This is a genomic window from Burkholderia sp. Ac-20353 (assembly GCF_017104785.1).
Classification (GTDB): Bacteria; Pseudomonadota; Gammaproteobacteria; order Burkholderiales; family Burkholderiaceae; genus Burkholderia.
This window is the reverse complement of the sequence record NZ_JAAGPL010000050.1, coordinates 30,725-50,771: the sequence shown is the minus strand read 5'-3', so window position 1 is coordinate 50,771 and position 20,047 is coordinate 30,725. Positions and strand designations below refer to the sequence as shown.

21 protein-coding genes and 1 pseudogene are annotated in these 20,047 nt (G+C 61.7%); 6 read left to right on the top strand and 16 right to left on the bottom strand.

All coding sequences use genetic code 11. The features are described 5' to 3' along the window. Positions 1–216: 216 nt before the first annotated feature. The 4 genes and pseudogenes from G3N94_RS42990 to G3N94_RS16820 form a co-directional block, all read left to right on the top strand. Positions 217–270, top strand: a pseudogene (locus G3N94_RS42990) (AsnC family protein); the annotation flags it as partial. A gap of 87 nt (positions 271–357) precedes the next feature. Then, positions 358–603, top strand: coding sequence for an Lrp/AsnC ligand binding domain-containing protein (locus tag G3N94_RS16830; protein ID WP_277398550.1), 246 nt, complete (start codon positions 358–360; stop codon positions 601–603). Positions 604–753: 150 nt separating this feature from the next. Beyond that, on the top strand, positions 754–1,476 hold the full coding sequence (locus G3N94_RS16825) for a response regulator transcription factor (RefSeq protein ID WP_205793678.1): 723 nt from the start codon (positions 754–756) through the stop codon (positions 1,474–1,476). After that, the gene (locus tag G3N94_RS16820) at positions 1,473–2,996 is read left to right on the top strand and encodes a HAMP domain-containing sensor histidine kinase (RefSeq protein ID WP_205793676.1); all 1,524 of its coding nucleotides are present in this window, start codon (positions 1,473–1,475) and stop codon (positions 2,994–2,996) included. Before G3N94_RS16825 ends, G3N94_RS16820 begins: the two co-directional genes overlap by 4 nt. 17 nt (positions 2,997–3,013) lie before the next feature. On the opposite strand, the gene G3N94_RS16815 is transcribed toward G3N94_RS16820, so the two are convergent. The 6 genes from G3N94_RS16815 to G3N94_RS16790 all read right to left on the bottom strand — a co-directional run bounded on the left by G3N94_RS16815 (position 3,014) and on the right by G3N94_RS16790 (position 7,667). Next, positions 3,014–4,132, bottom strand: a complete 1,119-nt coding sequence (locus tag G3N94_RS16815; RefSeq protein ID WP_205793674.1) for an AraC family transcriptional regulator — start codon at positions 4,130–4,132, stop codon at positions 3,014–3,016. A gap of 196 nt (positions 4,133–4,328) precedes the next feature. Beyond that, on the bottom strand, positions 4,329–5,171 hold the full coding sequence (locus tag G3N94_RS16810; protein WP_205793672.1) for an SDR family NAD(P)-dependent oxidoreductase: 843 nt from the start codon (positions 5,169–5,171) through the stop codon (positions 4,329–4,331). A gap of 16 nt (positions 5,172–5,187) precedes the next feature. Further along, positions 5,188–5,472, bottom strand: a complete 285-nt coding sequence (locus G3N94_RS16805) for a cytochrome C oxidase subunit IV family protein (RefSeq protein WP_205793670.1) — start codon at positions 5,470–5,472, stop codon at positions 5,188–5,190. 1 nt (position 5,473) lies between these two features. Then, the gene (locus G3N94_RS16800) at positions 5,474–6,091 is read right to left on the bottom strand and encodes a cytochrome c oxidase subunit 3 (RefSeq protein WP_205793668.1); all 618 of its coding nucleotides are present in this window, start codon (positions 6,089–6,091) and stop codon (positions 5,474–5,476) included. After that, positions 6,084–6,809: a hypothetical protein gene (locus tag G3N94_RS16795; RefSeq protein WP_205793666.1), complete on the bottom strand. Its 726-nt coding sequence runs from the start codon at positions 6,807–6,809 to the stop codon at positions 6,084–6,086. Before G3N94_RS16795 ends, G3N94_RS16800 begins: the two co-directional genes overlap by 8 nt. Positions 6,810–7,010: 201 nt before the next feature. Further along, entirely contained in the window at positions 7,011–7,667 is a 657-nt protein-coding gene (locus G3N94_RS16790) for a TetR/AcrR family transcriptional regulator (RefSeq protein WP_205793659.1), read from the bottom strand. Between the two features lie 426 nt (positions 7,668–8,093). On the opposite strand from G3N94_RS16790, the gene G3N94_RS16785 reads away from it, so the two are divergent. Beyond that, on the top strand, positions 8,094–8,369 hold the full coding sequence (locus tag G3N94_RS16785) for a hypothetical protein (RefSeq protein WP_205793657.1): 276 nt from the start codon (positions 8,094–8,096) through the stop codon (positions 8,367–8,369). Positions 8,370–8,446: 77 nt separating this feature from the next. Next, the gene (locus tag G3N94_RS16780) at positions 8,447–8,692 is read left to right on the top strand and encodes a hypothetical protein (protein ID WP_205793655.1); all 246 of its coding nucleotides are present in this window, start codon (positions 8,447–8,449) and stop codon (positions 8,690–8,692) included. 131 nt (positions 8,693–8,823) lie between these two features. Here the strand turns inward: G3N94_RS16780 and G3N94_RS16775 are convergent, their stop codons facing one another. From G3N94_RS16775 to G3N94_RS16730, 10 genes are all read right to left on the bottom strand, one after another. Further along, a complete protein-coding gene (locus G3N94_RS16775) occupies positions 8,824–9,723 on the bottom strand; it encodes a CoA ester lyase (protein ID WP_277398548.1) in 900 nt (299 codons plus the stop codon). An 81-nt stretch (positions 9,724–9,804) separates the two neighbouring features. Next, entirely contained in the window at positions 9,805–10,965 is a 1,161-nt protein-coding gene (locus G3N94_RS16770) for an acyl-CoA dehydrogenase family protein (protein WP_205793651.1), read from the bottom strand. Positions 10,966–10,988: 23 nt separating this feature from the next. After that, the gene (locus G3N94_RS16765; protein WP_205793649.1) at positions 10,989–12,191 is read right to left on the bottom strand and encodes an acyl-CoA dehydrogenase family protein; all 1,203 of its coding nucleotides are present in this window, start codon (positions 12,189–12,191) and stop codon (positions 10,989–10,991) included. A 36-nt stretch (positions 12,192–12,227) separates the two neighbouring features. Beyond that, positions 12,228–13,322 carry an acyl-CoA dehydrogenase family protein gene (locus tag G3N94_RS16760; RefSeq protein ID WP_205793639.1) on the bottom strand — a complete coding sequence of 365 codons (1,095 nt, stop codon included), beginning with the start codon at positions 13,320–13,322 and terminating at the stop codon, positions 12,228–12,230. Between the two features lie 51 nt (positions 13,323–13,373). Next, positions 13,374–13,835 (bottom strand): MaoC family dehydratase, encoded by a 462-nt coding sequence (locus G3N94_RS16755; protein WP_205793638.1) that lies wholly within the window; start codon positions 13,833–13,835, stop codon positions 13,374–13,376. A gap of 558 nt (positions 13,836–14,393) precedes the next feature. Continuing rightward, positions 14,394–15,293 carry an SDR family NAD(P)-dependent oxidoreductase gene (locus G3N94_RS16750; RefSeq protein ID WP_205793637.1) on the bottom strand — a complete coding sequence of 300 codons (900 nt, stop codon included), beginning with the start codon at positions 15,291–15,293 and terminating at the stop codon, positions 14,394–14,396. A gap of 41 nt (positions 15,294–15,334) precedes the next feature. Further along, on the bottom strand, positions 15,335–16,351 hold the full coding sequence (locus G3N94_RS16745) for an NADP-dependent oxidoreductase (protein WP_205793636.1): 1,017 nt from the start codon (positions 16,349–16,351) through the stop codon (positions 15,335–15,337). Positions 16,352–16,411: 60 nt separating this feature from the next. Continuing rightward, a complete protein-coding gene (locus tag G3N94_RS16740) occupies positions 16,412–17,614 on the bottom strand; it encodes an acetyl-CoA acetyltransferase (RefSeq protein ID WP_205793635.1) in 1,203 nt (400 codons plus the stop codon). Between the two features lie 13 nt (positions 17,615–17,627). After that, complete coding sequence (locus G3N94_RS16735) at positions 17,628–19,181, bottom strand: 3-oxoacyl-[acyl-carrier-protein] synthase III C-terminal domain-containing protein (protein ID WP_241021894.1); 1,554 nt, start codon at positions 19,179–19,181, stop codon at positions 17,628–17,630. Positions 19,182–19,453: 272 nt separating this feature from the next. Beyond that, entirely contained in the window at positions 19,454–20,026 is a 573-nt protein-coding gene (locus tag G3N94_RS16730) for a MarR family transcriptional regulator (RefSeq protein WP_241021893.1), read from the bottom strand. Between the last annotated feature and the right edge of the window lie 21 nt (positions 20,027–20,047).

The following is a 20,047-nucleotide window of genomic DNA, read 5'->3' as shown; positions in this document are numbered from 1 at the left end:
CGCCGATACGAGTAATCTTGTCCATGACTTTCCCCTTCTCAGATGGGTTGCCAGCACCAACCATCGTGGCATATCCGCATGCCACGGGATCGGGAAAGTCCTTTCTAATTCGACGCGACTACGTAGAACATCACGTAGCGCAGTAGGAATTCTCCCCCTTCCCGGCCTTGGGCCGGCGAGCGTCAGCGAGAGGGGGAGAAGGATGTCAACAACGCCGAAATTGCAGAGAAGATCGGCTTGTCAGCGCCCGCTTGCTGGAAGCGGCTCAAGCGGCTGGAAAAGCAGGTCATTCAGGGCTATCACGCGACCCTGAATCAGCAGGAGCTGGGGCTCGGACTGTTTGCCTTCATCAACATCATGCTCGACAGTCACTCCGAGAAAGCCATGCACGCGTTCGAGGCGGGCGTGATGGCACTGCCGAACGTGGTGGCATGCCACAACGTATCCGGCAAGTACGACTACTTGCTTCAGGTGGTCGTTCGGGACATGGAGTCGTTCCATCAGCTCGCGATGCACCGAATCCGAACGCTCGGCAACATCAAGGAGATGTACACGGGGTTCTCCCTGAAGGAGATCAAGCGTTCGACGAGCCTGCCGCTTTGAAGCCCGCAGGCTCCAGGCACGCTCGCCAGCCAAAGATAAAATAATTGTGATCACTCCCCGCTGCAAAATTTTGCACAATGGGGGCAGGGCGGCATGCCGCCGCTTTCCACCCTGACCCCGATGCGCCGCATGCGGCGCCGCCAATCCGCCATGGACCACCCGAAACGCATCCTGATCGTCGAGGACGACGCCGACATTGCCGACGTGCTGAGCCTGCACCTGCGCGACGAGCGCTACGAGGTCGTGCACAGCGCGGACGGCGCCGAGGGCCTGCGGCTGCTCGAGCAGGGCAACTGGGACGCGCTGATCCTCGACCTGATGCTGCCGGGCGTCGACGGCCTCGAGATCTGCCGGCGCGCGCGCGGGATGCAGCGCTATACGCCGATCATCATCACCAGCGCGCGATCGAGCGAGGTGCACCGGATCCTCGGCCTCGAACTGGGCGCCGACGACTATCTGGCAAAGCCGTTCTCGGTGCTCGAACTAGTCGCGCGGGTCAAGGCGCTGCTGCGCCGCGTCGACGCGCTCGCGCGGGATTCGCGGATCGATGCCGGCACGCTCGACGTCGCGGGGCTGTCGATCGACCCGATCGCGCGCGAGGCGAGCGTCGACGGCGTGCGCATCGACCTGACGCCGCGCGAGTTCGACCTGCTGTATTTCTTCGCGCGGCATCCGGGGAAGGTGTTCTCGCGGATGGACCTGCTGAACGCCGTATGGGGTTACCAGCACGAAGGCTACGAGCACACCGTCAACACGCACATCAACCGGCTGCGCGCGAAGATCGAGGCCGATCCGGCCGAGCCCGTGCGCATCCTGACCGTATGGGGCCGCGGCTACAAGCTGGCCGCGCCGGGACAGCGGGACGCACCATGAAGCTGACGCTCACCCAGCGGCTGTCGCTCGTGTTCTCGGTGCTGCTGCTCGCGTGCTCGGGCGCGTCGGCGTGGCTGCAGATCCGTGCGAACGACATGCGCGAAATGGAAGTCGTGCAGGGCCTGTCGCGCGATCTCGCCGCGCACATCGCGAACATCACGCCGCTGATGGACGCGAACGGCCTGCGCCCGGACGCCGTGCGCACGCTGTTCGGGCAGCTGATGGGCGTGAACCCGAGCGTCGAGGTGTACCTGCTCGACAACGCGGGGCGGATCAAGGGCGACGATGCGCCGCCCGGGCACGTGAAGCGCGACCGCGTCGATCTCGCGCCGGTGCAGCGCTTCCTCGCGGGCGAGCCGCTGCCGATTCTCGGCGACGACCCGCGCAGCCCGAACGCGCGCAAGATCTTCAGCGTGGCGCCGCTGCGCCGCGCGGGACAGGCGCCGGTGGGCTACATCTACGTGGTGCTGCTCGGCGAGGCGCACGACAAGCTCGCGGCGCGGTTCGACGCCGGCAATGTGCTGCGCACGACGCTGTGGTCGATGGCGCTCGTCGCGCTGCTCGGCCTGCTCGCAGGCCTGACCGCGTTCAGCTTCATCACGCGGCCGCTGCGCCGGCTGACCGATGCGATGCGTCGCTTCGACGCCGACGGCGAACCCGACACGCAGCCGCCCGTGCCGCGCTCGCCGCCCGGCCGGCGCGGCGACGATATCGTCGTGCTCGAATCGGCGTTCGCGCAGATGGCCGACCGGATCGGCGAGCAATGGCGCGCGCTGAGCCGGCAGGACCAGCAGCGGCGCGAGCTGATCACGAACATCTCGCACGACCTGCGCACGCCGCTGACGTCGCTGCACGGCTATCTGGAGACGCTGACGCTGAAGGCCGGCACGCTCGACGACATCGAGCGCCGGCGCTACCTGTCGATCGCGCTCGCGCAGAGCGCGAAGGTCGGCCGGCTCGCGCAGGCGCTGTTCGAACTCGCGCGGCTCGAATCGGGCGGCGTGCAGCCCGCGCCGGAAGACTTCTCGCTCGTCGATCTCGTGCAGGACGTGTTCCAGAAGTTCGAACTGGCCGCGAAGGCGCGCGATGTCGCGCTGCGCGCGCGGATCCCGGCGCGCGTACCGAACGTGTCGGCGGATCTCGGGATGATCGAGCGCGTGCTGACCAACCTGCTCGACAACGCGCTGCGTCACACGCCCGAACATGGCGAGATCGAGATCGCGCTCGAATCGCGCGACGGCAAGGTCGTGGTGACGGTCTCGGATAGCGGCGCGGGGATTCCGCCGGAGCGGCGCGAAGGGCTGTTCCAGCGGCCTCAGCGGCCGATCAGCGCGGGCGGCGCGGGTGGCGCGGCGTTGAGCGGCGGGCTCGGGCTGTTGATCGTGCACCGGATGCTGCTGCTGCACGGCAGCGCGATCCGGCTAATCGACCGCGCGGGGCGCGGGGCCGTGTTCGAGTTTGCGTTGCCGGTTGCGAATGGCGCGGGCGACGCGGCGAACCGTTCGGGGGCGGCGCACTGAGACGTCGGCCGCGCCGCTCACGCGCCCCCATTGCGTCGCACGTCGCTTGGCGTCTTGCCGGTCCAGCGTTTGAACGCATGCCGGAAACCGACCGCATCGCTGAACCCGAGCGTCGCCGCGATGTCCTCGGTGCTGAGCGAGGTCGTGCTCAGGTAATCGATCGCCAGCGCCTTGCGCACGCTCGTCAGCAGTTCGCTGTACGACGTGCCTTCGGCCTCGAGCTTGCGGCGCAGCGTGCGCGCGGTGATGCACAGGGTCTGCGCGATCGCGTCGATGTCCGGAAACTGTCCTGGCGTGCGCGTGAGCTCCTGATAGACGCGGCGTGTGATGCCCGACTGCGTGCGCAGTTCGTCGAGCAGGTTCGCGCAATGCGACGACACCTGCGCAGCGGTCATCGGGTTCGCGAGCTGCGGCGCGCGCGACATCCACGCGGCCGGGTAGCTGAGCAGGTTGCGCGGCTGATCGAACGCCAGCGGGCATTCGAGCGCGTCGGACAGCAGCGCCGCATGCGGCGGCTCCGGCTGCGTGAACTGCGCACGCGCCGGCACGCACCACGCGCCCATCACGTCCTTGATGATCGTCACGTGCAGCGCGAACTGCATGTCGATCAGGAAGCGGTACAACGGCTCGTCGAGACAGGGCAGCGGCGCCGTGTCCCGGTCGGGGAACAGCCACGACACCATGTCGCCCTGCGCGACCCAGCGGATCTCGAGCATGCGGTTCGCGATCTGGTGATACTTGACGGCCGACTCGAATGCGTGGGCCATCGACTCCGAGCACAGCATCGCGTAGCCATACATCCCGTAGCTCGACGCATGCAGCCGGTGCCCGACCCGCACCCCGAGATCGGAGCCGCCGTAGGCGCGGATCGCATTGTGCGCGGCCGTCAGGAACTGCTGCGACGACGTCAGCGTGAACGGATCGGCGACGGCGGCCGTATCGAGGCCGGTCCCTTCAAGTATCGCGTCGCGGTCGAGTCCGAGTTCAGACGCGACCTCGAGCAGGACCGCGAGCTTGGACGGTGAGAAGCGTTTCTCGCGCAGCATGGCGGGCAGTGCGGCGGGCTGTATGGCGCTCGCCAACCGATCGTCGGCTGCGCGTGTCTGCTTCGGTTTCAACAGCGCATTGCGCGGCATGACTGTATCCTGAGTCCGATTCGATACCGATTCCGGGTACGCGATTCTGCCCCCGAATGCGCCGCGGTGCATCAGGGTTCACCCTGAGTGCCGCCACGTGTGCCGGACGGATGGCCCGGCGCACATGGTGTAGCAACCACTCGATTGGATAGGGATACAAGCTCTGAGCCGGAGCCTTGGCGGCCAGTCGCCGTATTTAGCAGCGATTCAACATTTTTCGAAACACGGCATCAAGCGCTTTGTCCGGAAGCAACCGGGCAAGTGCCTTCACGAGGACGGCGTCCCGGCCGACCGAGTACCGTGTGCGCGGCGCTGCAGTGAAAGCGGCGCGTTCGATGAGGGCGGCGGCCTGGTCGACACTCAGCCCTCCAGTAGACTCCCGTTCGATCAGGCGCGCGTAACGCTCGTAGATCGAGCCGTACAGCGAACGGAAGGAGGCGGGCAATTGCTCGGATCCGGCGCGGGAGCCGCTTACCGAGCCCGATACCATATTCGTACGTACGACGCCAGGCTCGATCAGAACGATGTCGATATCCTGCCCTTCGATTTCGCGCCGGACGGAATCCGTGATCGCTTCGATTGCGTGCTTGGACGCGCAATAAGCCGAAAGCATCGGGCCGGCGACTTTGCCCCACAGTGACGAAAAGAGAAGAATTCGGCCGCGGTGCCCGCGCAGGCGTGGAAGAGCGTGGCGGAGAATACGGGCTACGCCGACAGCATTCACGTTCAGGGTCTGCTCGAGCAGCTCGACGCCTTCGACTTCGAGCGCACCTGACGGGGCGATCGCCGCGCAATGCATGATGAGATCGAGTGGCTTGCCGGCGAGTTCGCGGTCAACCTGGATGAATGCCGCTTCGACGGAGGAACTGGACCCGACGTTCATCTCGACGACAATCAGCTTGTCGTGATGTTCGCCCAGCTCGCTTGCGTCGCGATGGTTCCGGACGGTTGCGATTACGCGATCTCCGCGCGCGAGCGCGCGGCGGGCCAACTCCTGTCCCATGCCACTTCCCGCGCCCGTAATCATGATTGTACGCATGTGCGTTTCCTTCAGATTATTTTTCAAATGGCTCTTGGCTGCCGGAGAGCCAGAGCACGGCGACTGCGATGCCAACGCCCACGATCCAGGCGCCGAGGCCGATTTTCAATGGCCACGGAGCGGTGCGCGCGTCCATGTACTGCATCATCACCGCTGCGGCCTTGGCAAAGGCCAGTCCCACGATAATGATCGACGGGGCTGTCGAAAACATCGCCCCCGCATGCCCGGTCTCCCAGGACGCCAAAGTGGCCAAAACGAGCACGGCCCACCAGATCACCAACCGTCGTTCCGTCTTGTCCACGCTAGCCTCCCAGCAAATAGAACAGCGCGAAGAGCACGATCCAGAGCAGGTCGACCAGATGCCAGAACAGGCCGCCACTCTCGATCAGAAGCAGGCGTTGCGTCGAAGCGGGCGGTTGCGCCGCCATGCGCATGAGCAACAGGATTCCGAGCCCCAACAGCACGTGCACGAGATGGATGCCGGTGAATGCGAAGTAGTACATAAAAAAATCGTTTGTCACCGGTGTGATGCCGAGATGGATCTTCGTGCCGTACTCGACAAGCTTGCAAACGACAAATCCCGCGCCAAATGCAATCGCGATGCTGAATTGACGACGCGCACTCTTCTGATGGCGTAGCCGGTGGACGCCCAACGCCACGAACAGACTGCTGGTCAGGAGCAGCAAGCTGCCAAGCAAGCCGACCCGTCGGTCGAGGAGCGTATGGGCCGCTGCGAACTCGCCGGGCGCGTCGGATCGAGCCGACACGAAGTGCAGAAAGAAGACGGCGAATACGCACAGATCGCCGAAAATCAGCAGCCAGACACCGGGTTCGCCCGGAATTCGCGCTGCCTCGGCGCCGGGTGATTCCGGGATGTCAAATTGCCCGTTGCGTTCCGGGCCGGCGCTCGCATTAACCATGCTGGCGCTCCTGTCGCGTGATCGCCTGAAGGCACAATGCACACATGACAGATACCCAGAGACCGAAGCTGACCAACGGGAACCAGAAAACGAACAGACCGTTCCACGCGAAGGGGCCGACCTTCGGAATAAAAGCAAATGCGCCAGCTTCGAAGATGACGGCTATCCAGATGGTCAGAAATCCAAACCAACGCGGAAAGGTCACGCCAGGTTTCCCCCCCATCTTCAACGACAGATAGGCGATCGGGACCATCTGGAAAATGAAGTACTGATCCGTCGTGACCAGAGTCAGGTTGGCGAGATCGTGGATGAGCGCAGTCGCATCTGCCGCCCGATCCGGATGAAACGCGGCCGCACCCCAAAGGATCGGCGGAAAAACGAGAAACATCGACATGAGGGCGCCGCCGACTAGCTGAAGGACGGACCAGAGCGGCCAGCCCGTTTCCCACTTTGACATCTGGACACACACCACCATCGAGATGGGTACCATGAACGCACCGGTCCATGCACAGATCGTGGCACCGATTCGAATGGAAACCGCGTGGGTCTGATAGAAGTTCGCGACTTGCGTGGGTGTCCATGTCGCCGTCGGTAGAGGCAATAGCCGGATCAAGACGCCCCACGCGAGCGCAAAGATCACCGCAAACGTGATGCCCCACCAAATCAGCAGTCGTTGCGCACGCGCGCTTGTTGGCAGCCGTACACCCAATTCAGCCATTGTCCCCTCCGTCTATTGGTAATTTAACGTTGCTTGCATATGATATGCAAGCATACGTATTAAAGCATACATCATCCGGGAGTGCGGCATCAAGCGTGCGTCGTCAGAACGAAACTCGAATCCCGCGAGGCATTGCGCAATGGCGCGGAGACAGAGTTCCCCACTCCAGCAGGATGGATGAGCCGGGTTCGGTGGCTGCGGCTATTGAGGCGCTTTGCCGAGCGCTTTCCATACGAGCTTCGTCACTTGCCGGAACGCGACCAGATCCGGGCAATTGTCTCCAGCCCGACGGATAAAGGCGACGAGGCCGTACAGCTGCGAAACCAGTTGCGCGCCACGTAGCGTGCATTCGACAACCGTCAATGTCGGACTGATCTTCGCCACGAGTTCGACGAACATCTCCTGAAGCTCGCCTGTCACTTTCGCCATGAGATCGCGCGCGAACGTTTCATGCTCTGCCAAGCTCCAGCATTCGAATGCGAAGGCGCTGACATTCGTTCCGGGGGCGGTGAGTACTTCGAACGTTTCATCGACGAGCGCGTCGAGACTGGCCTCGGGGGAACGACGCTTGTCCCTGGCGATCGCCACATACCGTTCGACGTAGCGCCGTGTCATTTCTTCCATGGTGGCGCGCAGCAGCTCTTCGCGCGTACTGAAGTAGTGTTGCAACGTCCTGAGTTGAATCCCGGCCTCGCTCGCGATGCGGCGCTGCGTAAAACCCGTGTTTCCTAGCGTCGCGAACACGTTGATTGCCACTTCGAGAATGGCCGGCACGCGGGTGGTTCGGTTGCCGCGGCGTGCCGGCGCTCTTTCCGTCGAGGCCAGGACTTCCCCAGTCCTGATGGTCATTTCTTTCATTGGTTGCAATTCTCCCGTTGCAGGGCGGTCGCGCGGCAAGTCGCGCTCGAAGGGGCTCAATGGCGCGAACAGGGCACAAGCCCGGACTCTGACCCCGCAGCTGACGCCTTCCGGCTCCGAGGTCCTGTCGAGCTTGGGAGCAGGCGCCTGACGAACAAACAATAGGTCAGCAGACGAATTAAATATAGTCGGCAAACACCCTAGATACCAGCTCTGGAAGGAAAAACGGCTTAAATCGCACAATTATACGGGTGCTTGGCAGTGTTTTCCCTATCGTCGCGGTGCTTGAAAATGTGTCACGTGACTACTAGTATTTCGTCAACGGACACATTGTTGAATCGGATTGACTGGCAGGTGAGCGATCTCAGGCGCACGACAGCCATAACCCCTTCGGCGCGAATGTGATCCGTGGCAGGGGAGCGTGAAATGGAACCGGACGAAGGATCTTTGCGTTGGCAGATCGACAAGTGGCTGACGCTTGTGTTTGCCGCATCTGCTCACGTAACGCGATACGGTCGTGCTACGTCGAACACATTGCAGCGATACGTCGTTGTCCAGTCGTCAGGAGGGGCAAGGCCTATGGAGATCATCTTCTTTCGCCACGCCGATGGTTCATGGCGCGTGTTCCCGCCAACATCACGAGGGCCGATGATGTGTCCTTTCCTTGAATCGAAGTCGACGGATTTCGCTTTGCGGGTGTGAGTCCCGAATGTCGTGACGGTTGATGTCGCAGTGCCGGAACGTGAAAAAGTCAATTAATCGAAGGGAAATGGAGAGACATGGACATCCTGAAAATTGCAGTCGACTCCGGGATGCAGGTCATCGCCGATGATGTCGCGGGCTGCGGAGAGACGCGTAGCGTGGTGGGATCGTTACAGGCTCTGCAGAAGTTCGCCGACGCGTTGAGCATGTCGGTTGCTCGAGAGTCCGGAAGTTCGAATGGTCGTTCAGGCATGCATGATCCGGTGATCGATTGTCCGGCCATATGGCGGCTCGTCGAGTCGGATCCACTCATGCTCGTCTGAGCGCGTCGTCCGGAATCCTGATGCCAGGGACGTCACCCGATAGCCGTGGTCCGATGCCGGTAAACGGGACATCGATGGGACATCGACGGGACATCGTGCCGATGTCCCGTTGCAGGTTCGATCAGCGTGGGTCAGGGACGGTCATGCAGGTCCGGCTCCATCGTTCGTCCTCTCAAACTATCGACGATCGACAGAATGTGCTGAGCTCGCTTCAGATGCGGCATGTCGAGCATCTTGCCATCGAGGCCGACCGTGCCGAGCCCGGGATTGCTGCTGAATACGTCGACCACACGCTGAGACCAGTCGATTTCCTCATCGCTCGGCGAGAATGCTTCGTTGATGATCTCGACCTGATTCGGATGGATGGCGATCTTGCCGGTGAATCCGGCTTGCCTGGCGGCGCGCGCATCCGCCTGCAGCCCGGCTTCGTCGGAATAGTCGGCGAACATCGTGTCGATCGGCTGTACATTTGCCGCGGCCGCGCCTGACAGGCACAACGCACGCGCCAGCTGGTACACGGTGTCGTATTCGCCGTTCGGACGCCGATTGGTACTCGCCCCGATCGCGGCCGCGATATCTTCAGCACCCCAGGTCATGCCAAAAAGACGCGGGCTGCAATCCGCGTATCGCCCGAGTGTGAACAACGACTGTGGCGTTTCGGTCGCGACGGGAATGATCCCGATGGTGCGTTCGCAGACCCCCTCGCGGACTTCGAGCGCATCGAGACAGTGGGAGAGATGCACGATATCCGACGGCGAATGGACCTTCGGAAGCACGATGCCGTTCGGTGCGCCGGCAACGACCATGAGATCCCGCATCGCGGCCGGGGTGCCGAGCGGGTTGATTCTTACCCAGACCTGTTGCTGATCGCGCTGCGAGGGCGTGCGCGACCTGAGATACTCGAGCACCATGTCGCGCGCAATATGCGTGCGGGAAGGCGCAACCGCATCTTCGAGGTCGAGAATGAGCGCGTCGGCCGGAGACGAAATTGCCTTCATCAGCTTCCGTTCGCTGTCTCCCGGCACGAACATGAGTGAGCGCAAAGGCAGGACTTTTTTGTCACCGTGTTTCGTATGAGCGTGTTTCATGGCCGTTTTTGCCTCGTGTGATGATCAGGGGCGATGCTTGCGGGCCGCGAAGAGACTGCGCCCGATAATGTGCTTCATCACCTCGATGGAGCCGCCGGCGATTCGGGTGACGCGCGCGTCGGCGTATGCGCGGGCAATCGGGTATTCCCACATGTAGCCCCAGCCGCCGAAGAATTGCAGGCAATCGTCGACGACGCGACCGTGCAGGTTCGAGAGCCACAATTTGGCCATCGCGGCATCATTGCTGTCGAGCTTCCCGGCCATGAACAGGTCGAGGCAGCGATCGACAAAAACGCGGCCGATCGTCGCTTCGGTCTTGATGTCCGCCAGCTTGAACTGCGTATTCTGGAAATCGCCGAGCGTCTGATCGAACATGTCCCGCTCGGCGACATAGTCGATAGTCCACTCGAGGACTGCCTCGATGACTGCCGCGGAGCGTACGGCCTGCGTCAACCGTTCCTGCGCGAGGTTCTTCATCAGCAGCTTGAAACCGCCATTTTCCGGACCAAGCAGATTGGCAGCCGGCACCCGGACGTCCTCGAAAAACAGCTCCGACGTGTCCTGAGCCTTCAGGCCGATCTTTTCGAGGCGGCGTCCGCGCTTGAAGCCTTCACGGGAAGATTCGACGATGAACAGTGAAATGCCGTTGCTCTTTGCGGTGGGATCGGTCTTGGTGGCCAGCACGATCACGTCGCAAAGCTGGCCGTTCGAGATGAAGACTTTCTGGCCGGATATCACATAGTCGTCGCCATCACGCACGGCCCGGGTCCGGATGTTCTTCAGGTCGCTGCCCGCATGAGGCTCGGTGAGACCCAGCGCGCCGATGACTTCGCCTTTCACCATCCTGGGCAGCCATTGGCGTTTTTGTTCTTCGGTGCCGAATGCGAGGATGTACGGCATGACCATCTCGTTGTGCACGGCAAAGCCGGGGCCGGTAATGCCCGCACGCGCGAGTTCCTCGACCAGGATGAAGTCGAAGAGATGATCGGCGCCGGCGCCACCATACTCCTCCGGAATCGAGCAGCCGAGCAAACCGGCGGCGCCGGCTTTCTCCCAGATGCTGCGCGGCACGATGCCATCATGCTCCCACTGCAAGTGAAAGGGCGTGATTTCGGTGTCGATGAATCGCCGCACGGAATCGCGAAACATCTCGTGTTCTTCGGAGAACAAGGTTCGTTCGATCATGTTGTATCCAGTGTCGCAAAGGGTCACGCTCGCAGCAGCGAAGCCGCGATGATGTTTCGTTGAATCTCGTTGGAACCGCCGAAGATGCTCCAGCAGCGTGCATAGAGGTAGCTGTAGTTGACCGATGCGGCCTGAATCCACGGCTGTGCTGCGCTGAGGCCTGCGCCGGCTTTTCTGTTCGACGCGTGGTAGCACGCGGCATAGGGGCCCAGCGCGTCGTGCCAGAATTCAGTCATCGCCTGCAGCAGCTCGGTTCCGCGAATCTTCAGGATCGACGCGCCGATGCCGTCGTCGCGTCCGGCCATCCATTCGTCGACGTAGTACTTTTCGAGTGTTATGAGCGCGATCAGGTCGGCTTCGAGTTTCCACAGCCGGTCGTACATGACCGCGCGTTCCCCGAGCGATAGCGTTGGCGCGAATTTGTCGACCGTTGCACTGATCTGCCGGATCATGCGCTGCTTGTTTCCGGTATCGGCGATGAACGTCCTCTCTCTCGACAGCAGAAATTTCGCGAGCTTCCAGCCGTCTCCTTCGTTGCCGACGACGTTTTCCACGGGAACGCGCACGTTGTCGAAAAACACCTGGTTCGTGTGATGCACGCCATCCAGCGTCACGATCGGCTCGACCGTAATCCCCGGCGTTTTCATGTCGATCAGCAGGAACGTGATGCCCTGTTGTTTTCGCTCGGTTCTCTCGGTGCGAACGAGGCAGTGCATCATGTCCGCCCAGTGCGCTTCGGTCGTCCACATCTTCGTGCCGTTGACGACGTAATCGTCGCCGTCGCGTACCGCCGAGGTTCTGAGCGATGCCAGGTCCGATCCCGCATTCGGTTCGGAATATCCCTGACACCACCAGGTACTGCTGTCGAGAATGCCGGGCAGGTACTGGCGTTTCTGAGCTTCAGTACCGTAGGTGTAGATGACCGGTCCGACCATGTTGACCCCGTACGGGATGATCGGCGGGGCGGCTTGAATCGCGCACTCTTGCAGGAACAGGTGTTCCTTGCGTACCGACCATGCCTGGCCGCCATGTTCCTTTGGCCATGTCGCGCCGAACCAGCCTCGGCGATGCAGCGCTTTCTGCCAGTCGACATAGTCGGCCTTGTCCAGATAAAGACCGTTCTCGACTTTATGTCGTGTGTCTGGCGACAGGTTGTCGTGTATGAACGCAGCCACTTCCTGACGAAACAGCGTTGCGTCAAAGCTATTTTCGATCTGCTTATCCAATGCAGCTCCTCCCGTCTGATCCGGTGAGTTGTCGGCTCACTCCGTCAGTTCGATCGCCCGCGGGGCCCAGTTTTGCAACGTGCTCGCCAGTACGGCGAGCCGCGCGTTGTAGTGACTCACGACGAGCTCGTCGGTCACGCCGATTGCTCCGTGCAACTGGATCGCCTCATGACCGATTGAACGGGCCGCCCGACTGATGACGTGTACGGTTGCCGCGCCGAGCGATGCAAGTTCGACGTCGTCCACGAGATCGAGCGCAGTGGCAAGCCTGCGCGAGATGGCGAGCGACTCCATGTACGCCATGTGCATGTCCACGAAGCGATGCTGCAGTGCCTGGAACTTCGCAAGCGGCGTACCGAATTGAATTCTTGTGCACAAGTACTCGCCCGTAACGGCGACTGACCGCTCCATGACACCCACCGCGTCGGCACAGTACGCATTGATGCTTTCGAACGATGCTCGCTGGAGTGCCTGTCCAGCCGGTACGCCAACGAGCAGGACGCAATCGCGCGGAACGACGACATCGTCAAGAATGACGTCGGCGGCTGGTCGACCGTCCATGAGTCGATAAGTGCTGAACGTGGCAGTCAGGTCCGAAGCGCGCAGCCGGCAGATGACGGGGGTTCCGTCATCGAATTCGGCGGCGATCAGCCAATGATCTGCTTCGGCCGCGTACGGTACCGCGCGTAGCCGCCCGGAAAGCCGCAAACCGGAATCCGTGTTTTCGCATTTCAGTTCGTCGATGTTTCTGCCACCCAGAAGAACCGTCACTGCGCTGCCGTCGATCAGGCTGGCAACGGATTCGTCCGCGTTCGCCGAGGTGCCTGGCGCGGCCAGGATGCCGCCCGCAATGACCGCCGCTTCGATGAGCGGCTCGAGAATCAAGCCGCCTGCGAGAACTCGAATTGCGTCGGCGACATCCGCCGACGACCCACCGAGTCCTCCCGACGCTTCGTCGAACGGAAGTGCGAGAACACCGAGATCCGCCAGTGTCGACCAGTGAAGCCGATAATCGACGACATCGTCTGCGAGCCGCGCACGGCGTGCCGACGGATCGCAGTAGTCCATCAGGAATCGGCGCAGAGTCTGCTCGATGAGGTTTTTCGATTCTGAATCGAGTGAGGTACGCATGACAGGGAGCCTGTAGGTCAGAGGGGCGGGTGGAGTCCCGGTCTCGCTTGGCTACGCGCTTGCGGCACCCAGGCAATACATCAATGCCGAGCGCTTGCAGGTTGCGACAGTCTCGTCACGCTGATTGATCGCCGTATGCTGAAAGACGACGATTCCGTTATCCGGACGCGACTTGCTCTGACGTTTCTCCAGTACCACGGTCTCTACCCGGATCGTGTCGCCTTCGAATACCGGCTTGGGAAAGCGAACCTCGTCCCATCCGAGATTTCCGACGGTCGTCCCGAGCGTCGTGTCGGCGACGGAAATGCCGACCATCAACCCCAGTGTGAACGCGCTGTTCATGAGTGTCCGGCCGAACTCCGTACCGCTCGCGTATTGCTTGTCGATGTGAATGGCCGCCGGATTGTGCGTCATTGCGCTGAAGAGCACATTGTCGGTCTCGGTTACGGTTCGGCGGATGTCGTGCCGGAACAGTTGACCGATCTCGAATTGCTCGAAATAGAGTCCTGCCATTTACGAAGTTCCTTTGTATCGTCTCGAAGCGGAATCAGCAGACGATATTTATAAGGTATACATATCGTCTGCATGCATACTATATCGTTGACGGGCGCTTGGCAAGTCGGCGAGACAGTCGATCGATGTGCTTTCGCAAGTGCGCGCCGCGACGTGGGCTGTTCGTATGCAAACGCCCCCGCGCGACAGTAGCTGACGTTCAAGCGCTGTCGGTACAAACCGTTATCGATAGGCGGATGCGCTCACGCGCTTCAGGTATGAAGGCGGCGATATGGGATGCCGGATCGATCTGGTTGCCTGCCGTCGCGATTGTGTAATTGGTATGCAGGAGGCTTTTCGTGGAGGATGCGACATCTCGAATGAGCGCTTCGATGTCGAAGAAGGAAACGGCACGCTTCCTCCGATGAGGGCGGGATGATGCGGGCGTCTCCCGCCCGGACTTTCGTGGGGCTTGGTCGAATCGTCGCTCGAACCGCATAAGCGGCGCCGACTGCAAGCCCGCATCAGGTCAGCGCAAATCTACCGCCTTATGCGCGTTCATTTTCAAGTCTCCGAAGCTCACGGCTCGAGCCACGTGTCGCGGTCGATGCCCGCATTCTTTCGGGAATACTTGATGATATCGGCAATGGCGTTATCGAGCTCTTCCGGGTTCTTCGTCGCAGGCGTGATCGGGCCATGCTGCCAGCTTTCCGCGACCGAATAGCCGTAACCCCATGCTTCGAAGATCCTGCCGCTGATCGCACGCGAAGCGGGGCTGGCAAGCCACGTGACGAAAGCGGAAATCCACTCGGGGTCGCGCCGCTCGAGCTGCTCAGGCGTCCATTGCTTGAGACCTTGTGTCATGCGCGTTTCCGCGCGGGGCGCGAGGCCATTGACGGTAACGCCATAGCGTGCAAGCTCGCGCGCCGCGACGATCGTCATGGTTGCCACACCGGCCTTGGCGGCTGCGTAGTTCGTTTGACCGACGTTCGCGTAGAGGGCGGAATGCGAGGTGGTATTGATGACGCGTGCGTCCACCGGTTTGCCGGCCTTCGATTGTTCGCGCCAGTAATTGGCGGCGTGGTGAATCGGTGCGAACGTTCCCTTCAGATTGACGCGGATGACCGCATCCCAATCCTCTTCCGTCGTATTGATGAGCATGCTGTCACGCAGAATGCCGGCGTTGTTGACAAGAATATCGAGCCTGCCGAACGCTTCGATCGTGTTCCGGACCATTTGCGACGCAGCGCTCCAGTCCGCGACGTCCGAGTGATCGACGATGGCTTCGCCGCCGATCGACTTGATCAGGTTGACGACCTCCTGCGCCGGGGTATCGTCGCTGCCGACACCATTCGCCGCGGAACCCAGATCATTCACGACGACCTTGGCGCCGTGTTTGGCGAGCATCAACGCGTGAGCGCGGCCCAGGCCCCGACCGGCGCCTGTCACGATGGCAACACGACCTTCACAGATTTTCATGAGTCTTCTCCGATATTGAGTGGCTACTTCATTGGCTTATGTCAAGAATGGTGCAAGCGGATCAATCGTTTTCCGCTGTTTTCGCCGCGATAGAGACTGTCGATGGAACCTGGCGCGTTCTCGATTCCGTCGACGATGTCTTCGCGGAAATGCAAGCGCTTTTCCCGCACCCAGCTCGCGAGTTGCGCAACGGCTTCCTCGTATCGATGTTCGTAGTCCCAGACAAGAAAGCCCTGCATGATTGCCGCCTTGTTGAGCAGGTGACGTTCGACTCGCGGGCCGCTTGGCCACGGATCCCAGCTCGGAATCGAGGCCGTGCCGCAAACGACGACACGTGCGCCCTTGTTGATCCGGCGCAGCACGGCATCGGTGATCGGCCCTGACGTGTTGTCGTAGTACACATCGATTCCACCAGGACTCGCATCGATCAGGGCCTGCTCGAACTGCGGGGATTTGTAGTCGACGGCAGCGTCATAGCCGAAATCCTCGATGCACATCCGGGCTTTTGCTTCGCCGCCTGCGATGCCGATCGTGCGGCAACCGAGGTGTTTCGCGATTTGTCCCACCGCGGATCCGACGGCGCCGGCGGCTGTCGAAACGGCAACCACGTCGCCGGCCCGCGGTCGGCCTACCTCGGTCAACGCAAAGTAGGCCGTCACGCCGTTGATGCCCAGAATGCCCAGCGAAAGCGATAGCGGAAGATCGGTCTCCCTGACCTTCCGTCGGATGCCGCGACCATCCGATACTGCGTACTCCTGCCAACCGAGCATCCCCATGACGAGATCGCCTTCCCGATAGTCCGGATGCCGTGATGCAATGATCTCTCCGGCCGAGAAAGCGCGCATCACCGCACCGACGGGAACGGGATCGGCGTAGTTGGCGGCGGCGTTGACCCACCCCCGCATCGCTGGCTCGACGGAGAGATAGTCGTTGCGGACCAGAAGATCGCCCGGTTGCAAATCCGGGATGGCCGACGTGACGACTTCAAAATGTTCTGCCTTCGGAATGCCGATGGGGCGTGACTTGAGCAAGACCTGACGATTGGTTTGAGGCAGCATGTCGGCGAATCGATGGTGAGTGGCGGCCTGCGGGCATCTTTCGGCAGGCCGGGATGGGTGTCAGCCACGCAATCCCAGAATGGAGATCGCCGCGATGCCCAGGTAAGGAACGCCGCCGAGGTTGTGGGTGAGGCCGACGCTCGGGCTGGACAATTGGCGTTCGCCTGCGCGACCCTGCAACTGGTTGTACACCTCGTATGCCATTCGAAGGCCCGATGCGCCAATCGGGTGGCCGAAGCACTTGAGGCCGCCATCGACCTGACACGGCACGCCGCCGCCGGCTCGATCGAAGAAGCCGTCCAGGACGTCGTGCACCGCGCGCCCGTCGCCGGACACGAAGAGATCCTCCATCGTGACGAGTTCGGTAATCGAAAAGCAGTCGTGCACTTCCATCAATCCGAGCTGCGTGCGCGGATCGGTAATGCCGGCTTCGGCGTACGCGCGTTTCGCGGCTTCACGCGTCGTACGCACGTAGCTGCCGTCCCACTGCGACGTTGCCGTCTCGACGCCCGAACCGATCGCGAGCTGAATGGCCTTGACGGTCACCATATCCTTGCGACCGAGGGAGCGGGCGATCTCGGGCGTGGTGACGATCGCGGCGGCTGCGCCGTCGCTGACGCCGCAGCAGTCGAACAGCCCGAGAGGATCGGCGATCATCGGCGCGTTCAGGATTTGATCGATCGTGACTTTTTTGCGGATGTGCGCTTTCGGGCTCAGTACGCCGTTCTCATGGCTCTTCCAGGAGACATGCGCGATCGCGCGCTTGAGATCTTCCTTCGAAATGCCGTGGCGCGTTCGATAACCGGCCGCGAGTTGCGCGAAGCCTGCCGGCGCGGAGCCGAGCGGCATCCACATGTCGTTGAACGTACCCTTGAAAGGCGGCGGCAGGCCGCCGTAGCCCGTGTCCTTGAGCTTCTCTGCGCCGACCGCAAGCGCGATGTCGGCGGCGCCGGACGCCACCGCATAGACGGCGCCACGCAGCGCTTCCGTGCCGGTTGCGCACATGTTCTCGACGCGGCTGAACGGGATCCCGTCAAGACGTAGCGCCATCGATGCGGGAATCGCCGAGTTGCCGATATTCACCGCGTCCATGCACGAGCCGAACCAGGCGGCGTCGATCTGCTTTCGTTCGATGCCAGCGTCGGTCAGCGCTTCGTCGAATGCTTCGGCCAGCAGCGCCGACGTGCCCGCATCCCAGCGCTCACCAAAACGTGAGCAGCCCATGCCGATGATTGCAACCTTGTCCTTGATGCCTGTTGCCATGATCTGTCCTCTGTTATGCCTGCACCGGCGTTGCTTTCCAGAAATAGCGCGGATAGCCTCGGGTCTTGTCCATTTCCTTCACGCGGAACACCATGCGGAGCGGTGTGCCGACATCGAGGCCTTGCTTGCCGACATCGACCACTTCCATCAGGAGTCGGGCTCCGTTCTCGAACTGCACGAAGCCGACATAGAGAGGCGGCGCGGGATGGTAGGACAGCCAGTCGGCGGTGTGAGTGAGTACGCGGGCCGGTTCGTCGACGAGCGAAACCGGATCGAGGTTGCGTTGCGGCGCGTTACAACCAGGGGTGACGCAGTAGGGCAATTGCGGGAACTGGACCGTGTTGCAACTACGGCACTTACCGGCGACGAAATGCGAGAGCTGATCGCTCGAGCGGTATTGTTCGGTCAGCGCGGTCTTGACGTTTTTTTCGGCGCGCATGCCCCATTCCGGAGCGATACCGCCTTCGTAGGAGAGCATCCGCAGATAGGCATCATGGTGCTGGGCATCGGCGAGCGCACCGCCTACCCCGCGGCGTGGACGGAATGCGCGAATGGCATCGTCGACGCGCAGCACGATTGCATCGCACCCCTGACCGAATCCGATCAGCAACACGATGTCGCCGGGGGCGGCCTTTTCAAGCACGTGAGCGAGCATAAGCAGGCCGTGAGCGGCGCCGGTAAACCCGCAACTCTCGTCGAGACCGGTTGCCTCGGCTTCGGCCGGAATCCCGAGTTTCTTCGCTACCGCACCGGCAATGCCCTTGTACGGCGATGGCATCACGAGGTGCCTGACGTCGCCCGGCGTGACCTTTGCTTGTGCCAACGCGGCCCTGGCCGTCTCCGGAACCAGCTTCATGTAGCCTTCGTCCCGAATCCAGCGTTCTTCCCAGACGTAATCGTATTCCGCGCCGTTTGCGCGGAAATGATCGACAAACAAGGTTGTCCTGGTCGCTGAACCCAGCAGCGTGGCGATGACATCTTCGCTGCCGAGGGTGAAGGCCGCTGCGCCGGCGCCGTAGTTGATTTCCTGCGTGCTGGCCGGCTTGCCCTTCGGACGTTCACTGGCAATCAGCAACGCATCACCGTCGGCCGCGCGAAGTGCGCTCAGCAAGGCCGAGGTGCCTGACCGCTGCGAGCTGCCGGCATCGAGCGTACGCAGATCGGGCGCAAGGTTCAATGCGCCGGCCACGATTGCACTGTTCTGCAGATCGGCGAAGGGCATCGTGCTCGAACTCAGGTAGAGCGCCGAAAGCTTCTGAGGGGGGCGTCCCGCCAATACGTCGCGTGCCGCTTCTACCGCCATCGTTACGCTGTCTTCGTCCCAGCTGCAGAATGCCCGCTGACCTTTGCCCAGTGACCGCAGTGACGGTGCCATCCAGTTATGTGCTGCGGCAATGGCCGCACGCTCCATCCGGAGTCTCGGAATGTAGCCGCCGAATCCGGTAATTCCATACGTCGAGGTGGATGTCATTGACGTTGCCTTGATGAAGTATGACAAGATAAGGTATGCATGGATACGATACATGACGTTGATAAAATTCGTCAAGGCGCGCGGCAGGGGTGACATGGGGCGTGCGACATCCCCGCGTAGGCGGAGGCGCTGTCGAATCGCTTGATTGGCGTGGGTGACCGGGGATACGTGATCGCGGAAACCGATCACGTACGGGTGGTCAGGTCGGAAGCGCCAGCGCTGTTGGCAAGCCGCTGGCGATCAGTGGATGTGGCTTGGAGGAGGGGGCCGGTGGAATCACACCGGGAAGAGCACAGGTTTTCGCGCCGGTACCGTGGCTCATGGGTGTGTGTGAGCCGACCGGGTACCTGCAGTCTATATCGCGAAAATCAATCGTCCGCGCCGTCGTGATCCTCGAGGCCGCCAGCCTCGCTATCGCGCTTGAGCGACGCCAGATTCCTTTTGACGTGCATCAGCATGTCGGCGAGGTTCTGTCTTTGCTCGTACTCGAGACCGGCAAGTATGCGTTCATTCATCTCATGATTCTTGAGACGCATTTGCTTCACGATATGGGCGCCCGCGGGAGTCAGATAGACACGCTTGACGCGCCTGTCCGTGTCGTCCGGGCGCCGCTCGATGGAGCCCGACGCTTCGAGTCGGTCGATCAGCCCGCCGAGCGCGGCCTTGCCGAGTTCGAGCACGTTCGCCAGATCGCTCTGGATCATGCCGTCGTGACGTGAAAGATACGCAAGCACCCACCATTGCGATCGGGTCACGCCGAGCGGTCGCATGAACTCGTCGAAAACGATGCGTCGCAAGCGCGATACATCGTGCATCAGAAAGCCGAGACGCTGGTCCCAGTTTTCCTCGTCGTGAGTTTTTGCCGACGCCTTTGTACTCGGGGTGCCCACGACGGACAAACTGGATGAGGCGGTTTTCTTCCGGGCCACAGTGCTCTTCATATGTTCTTCCGGTCTTGCGGT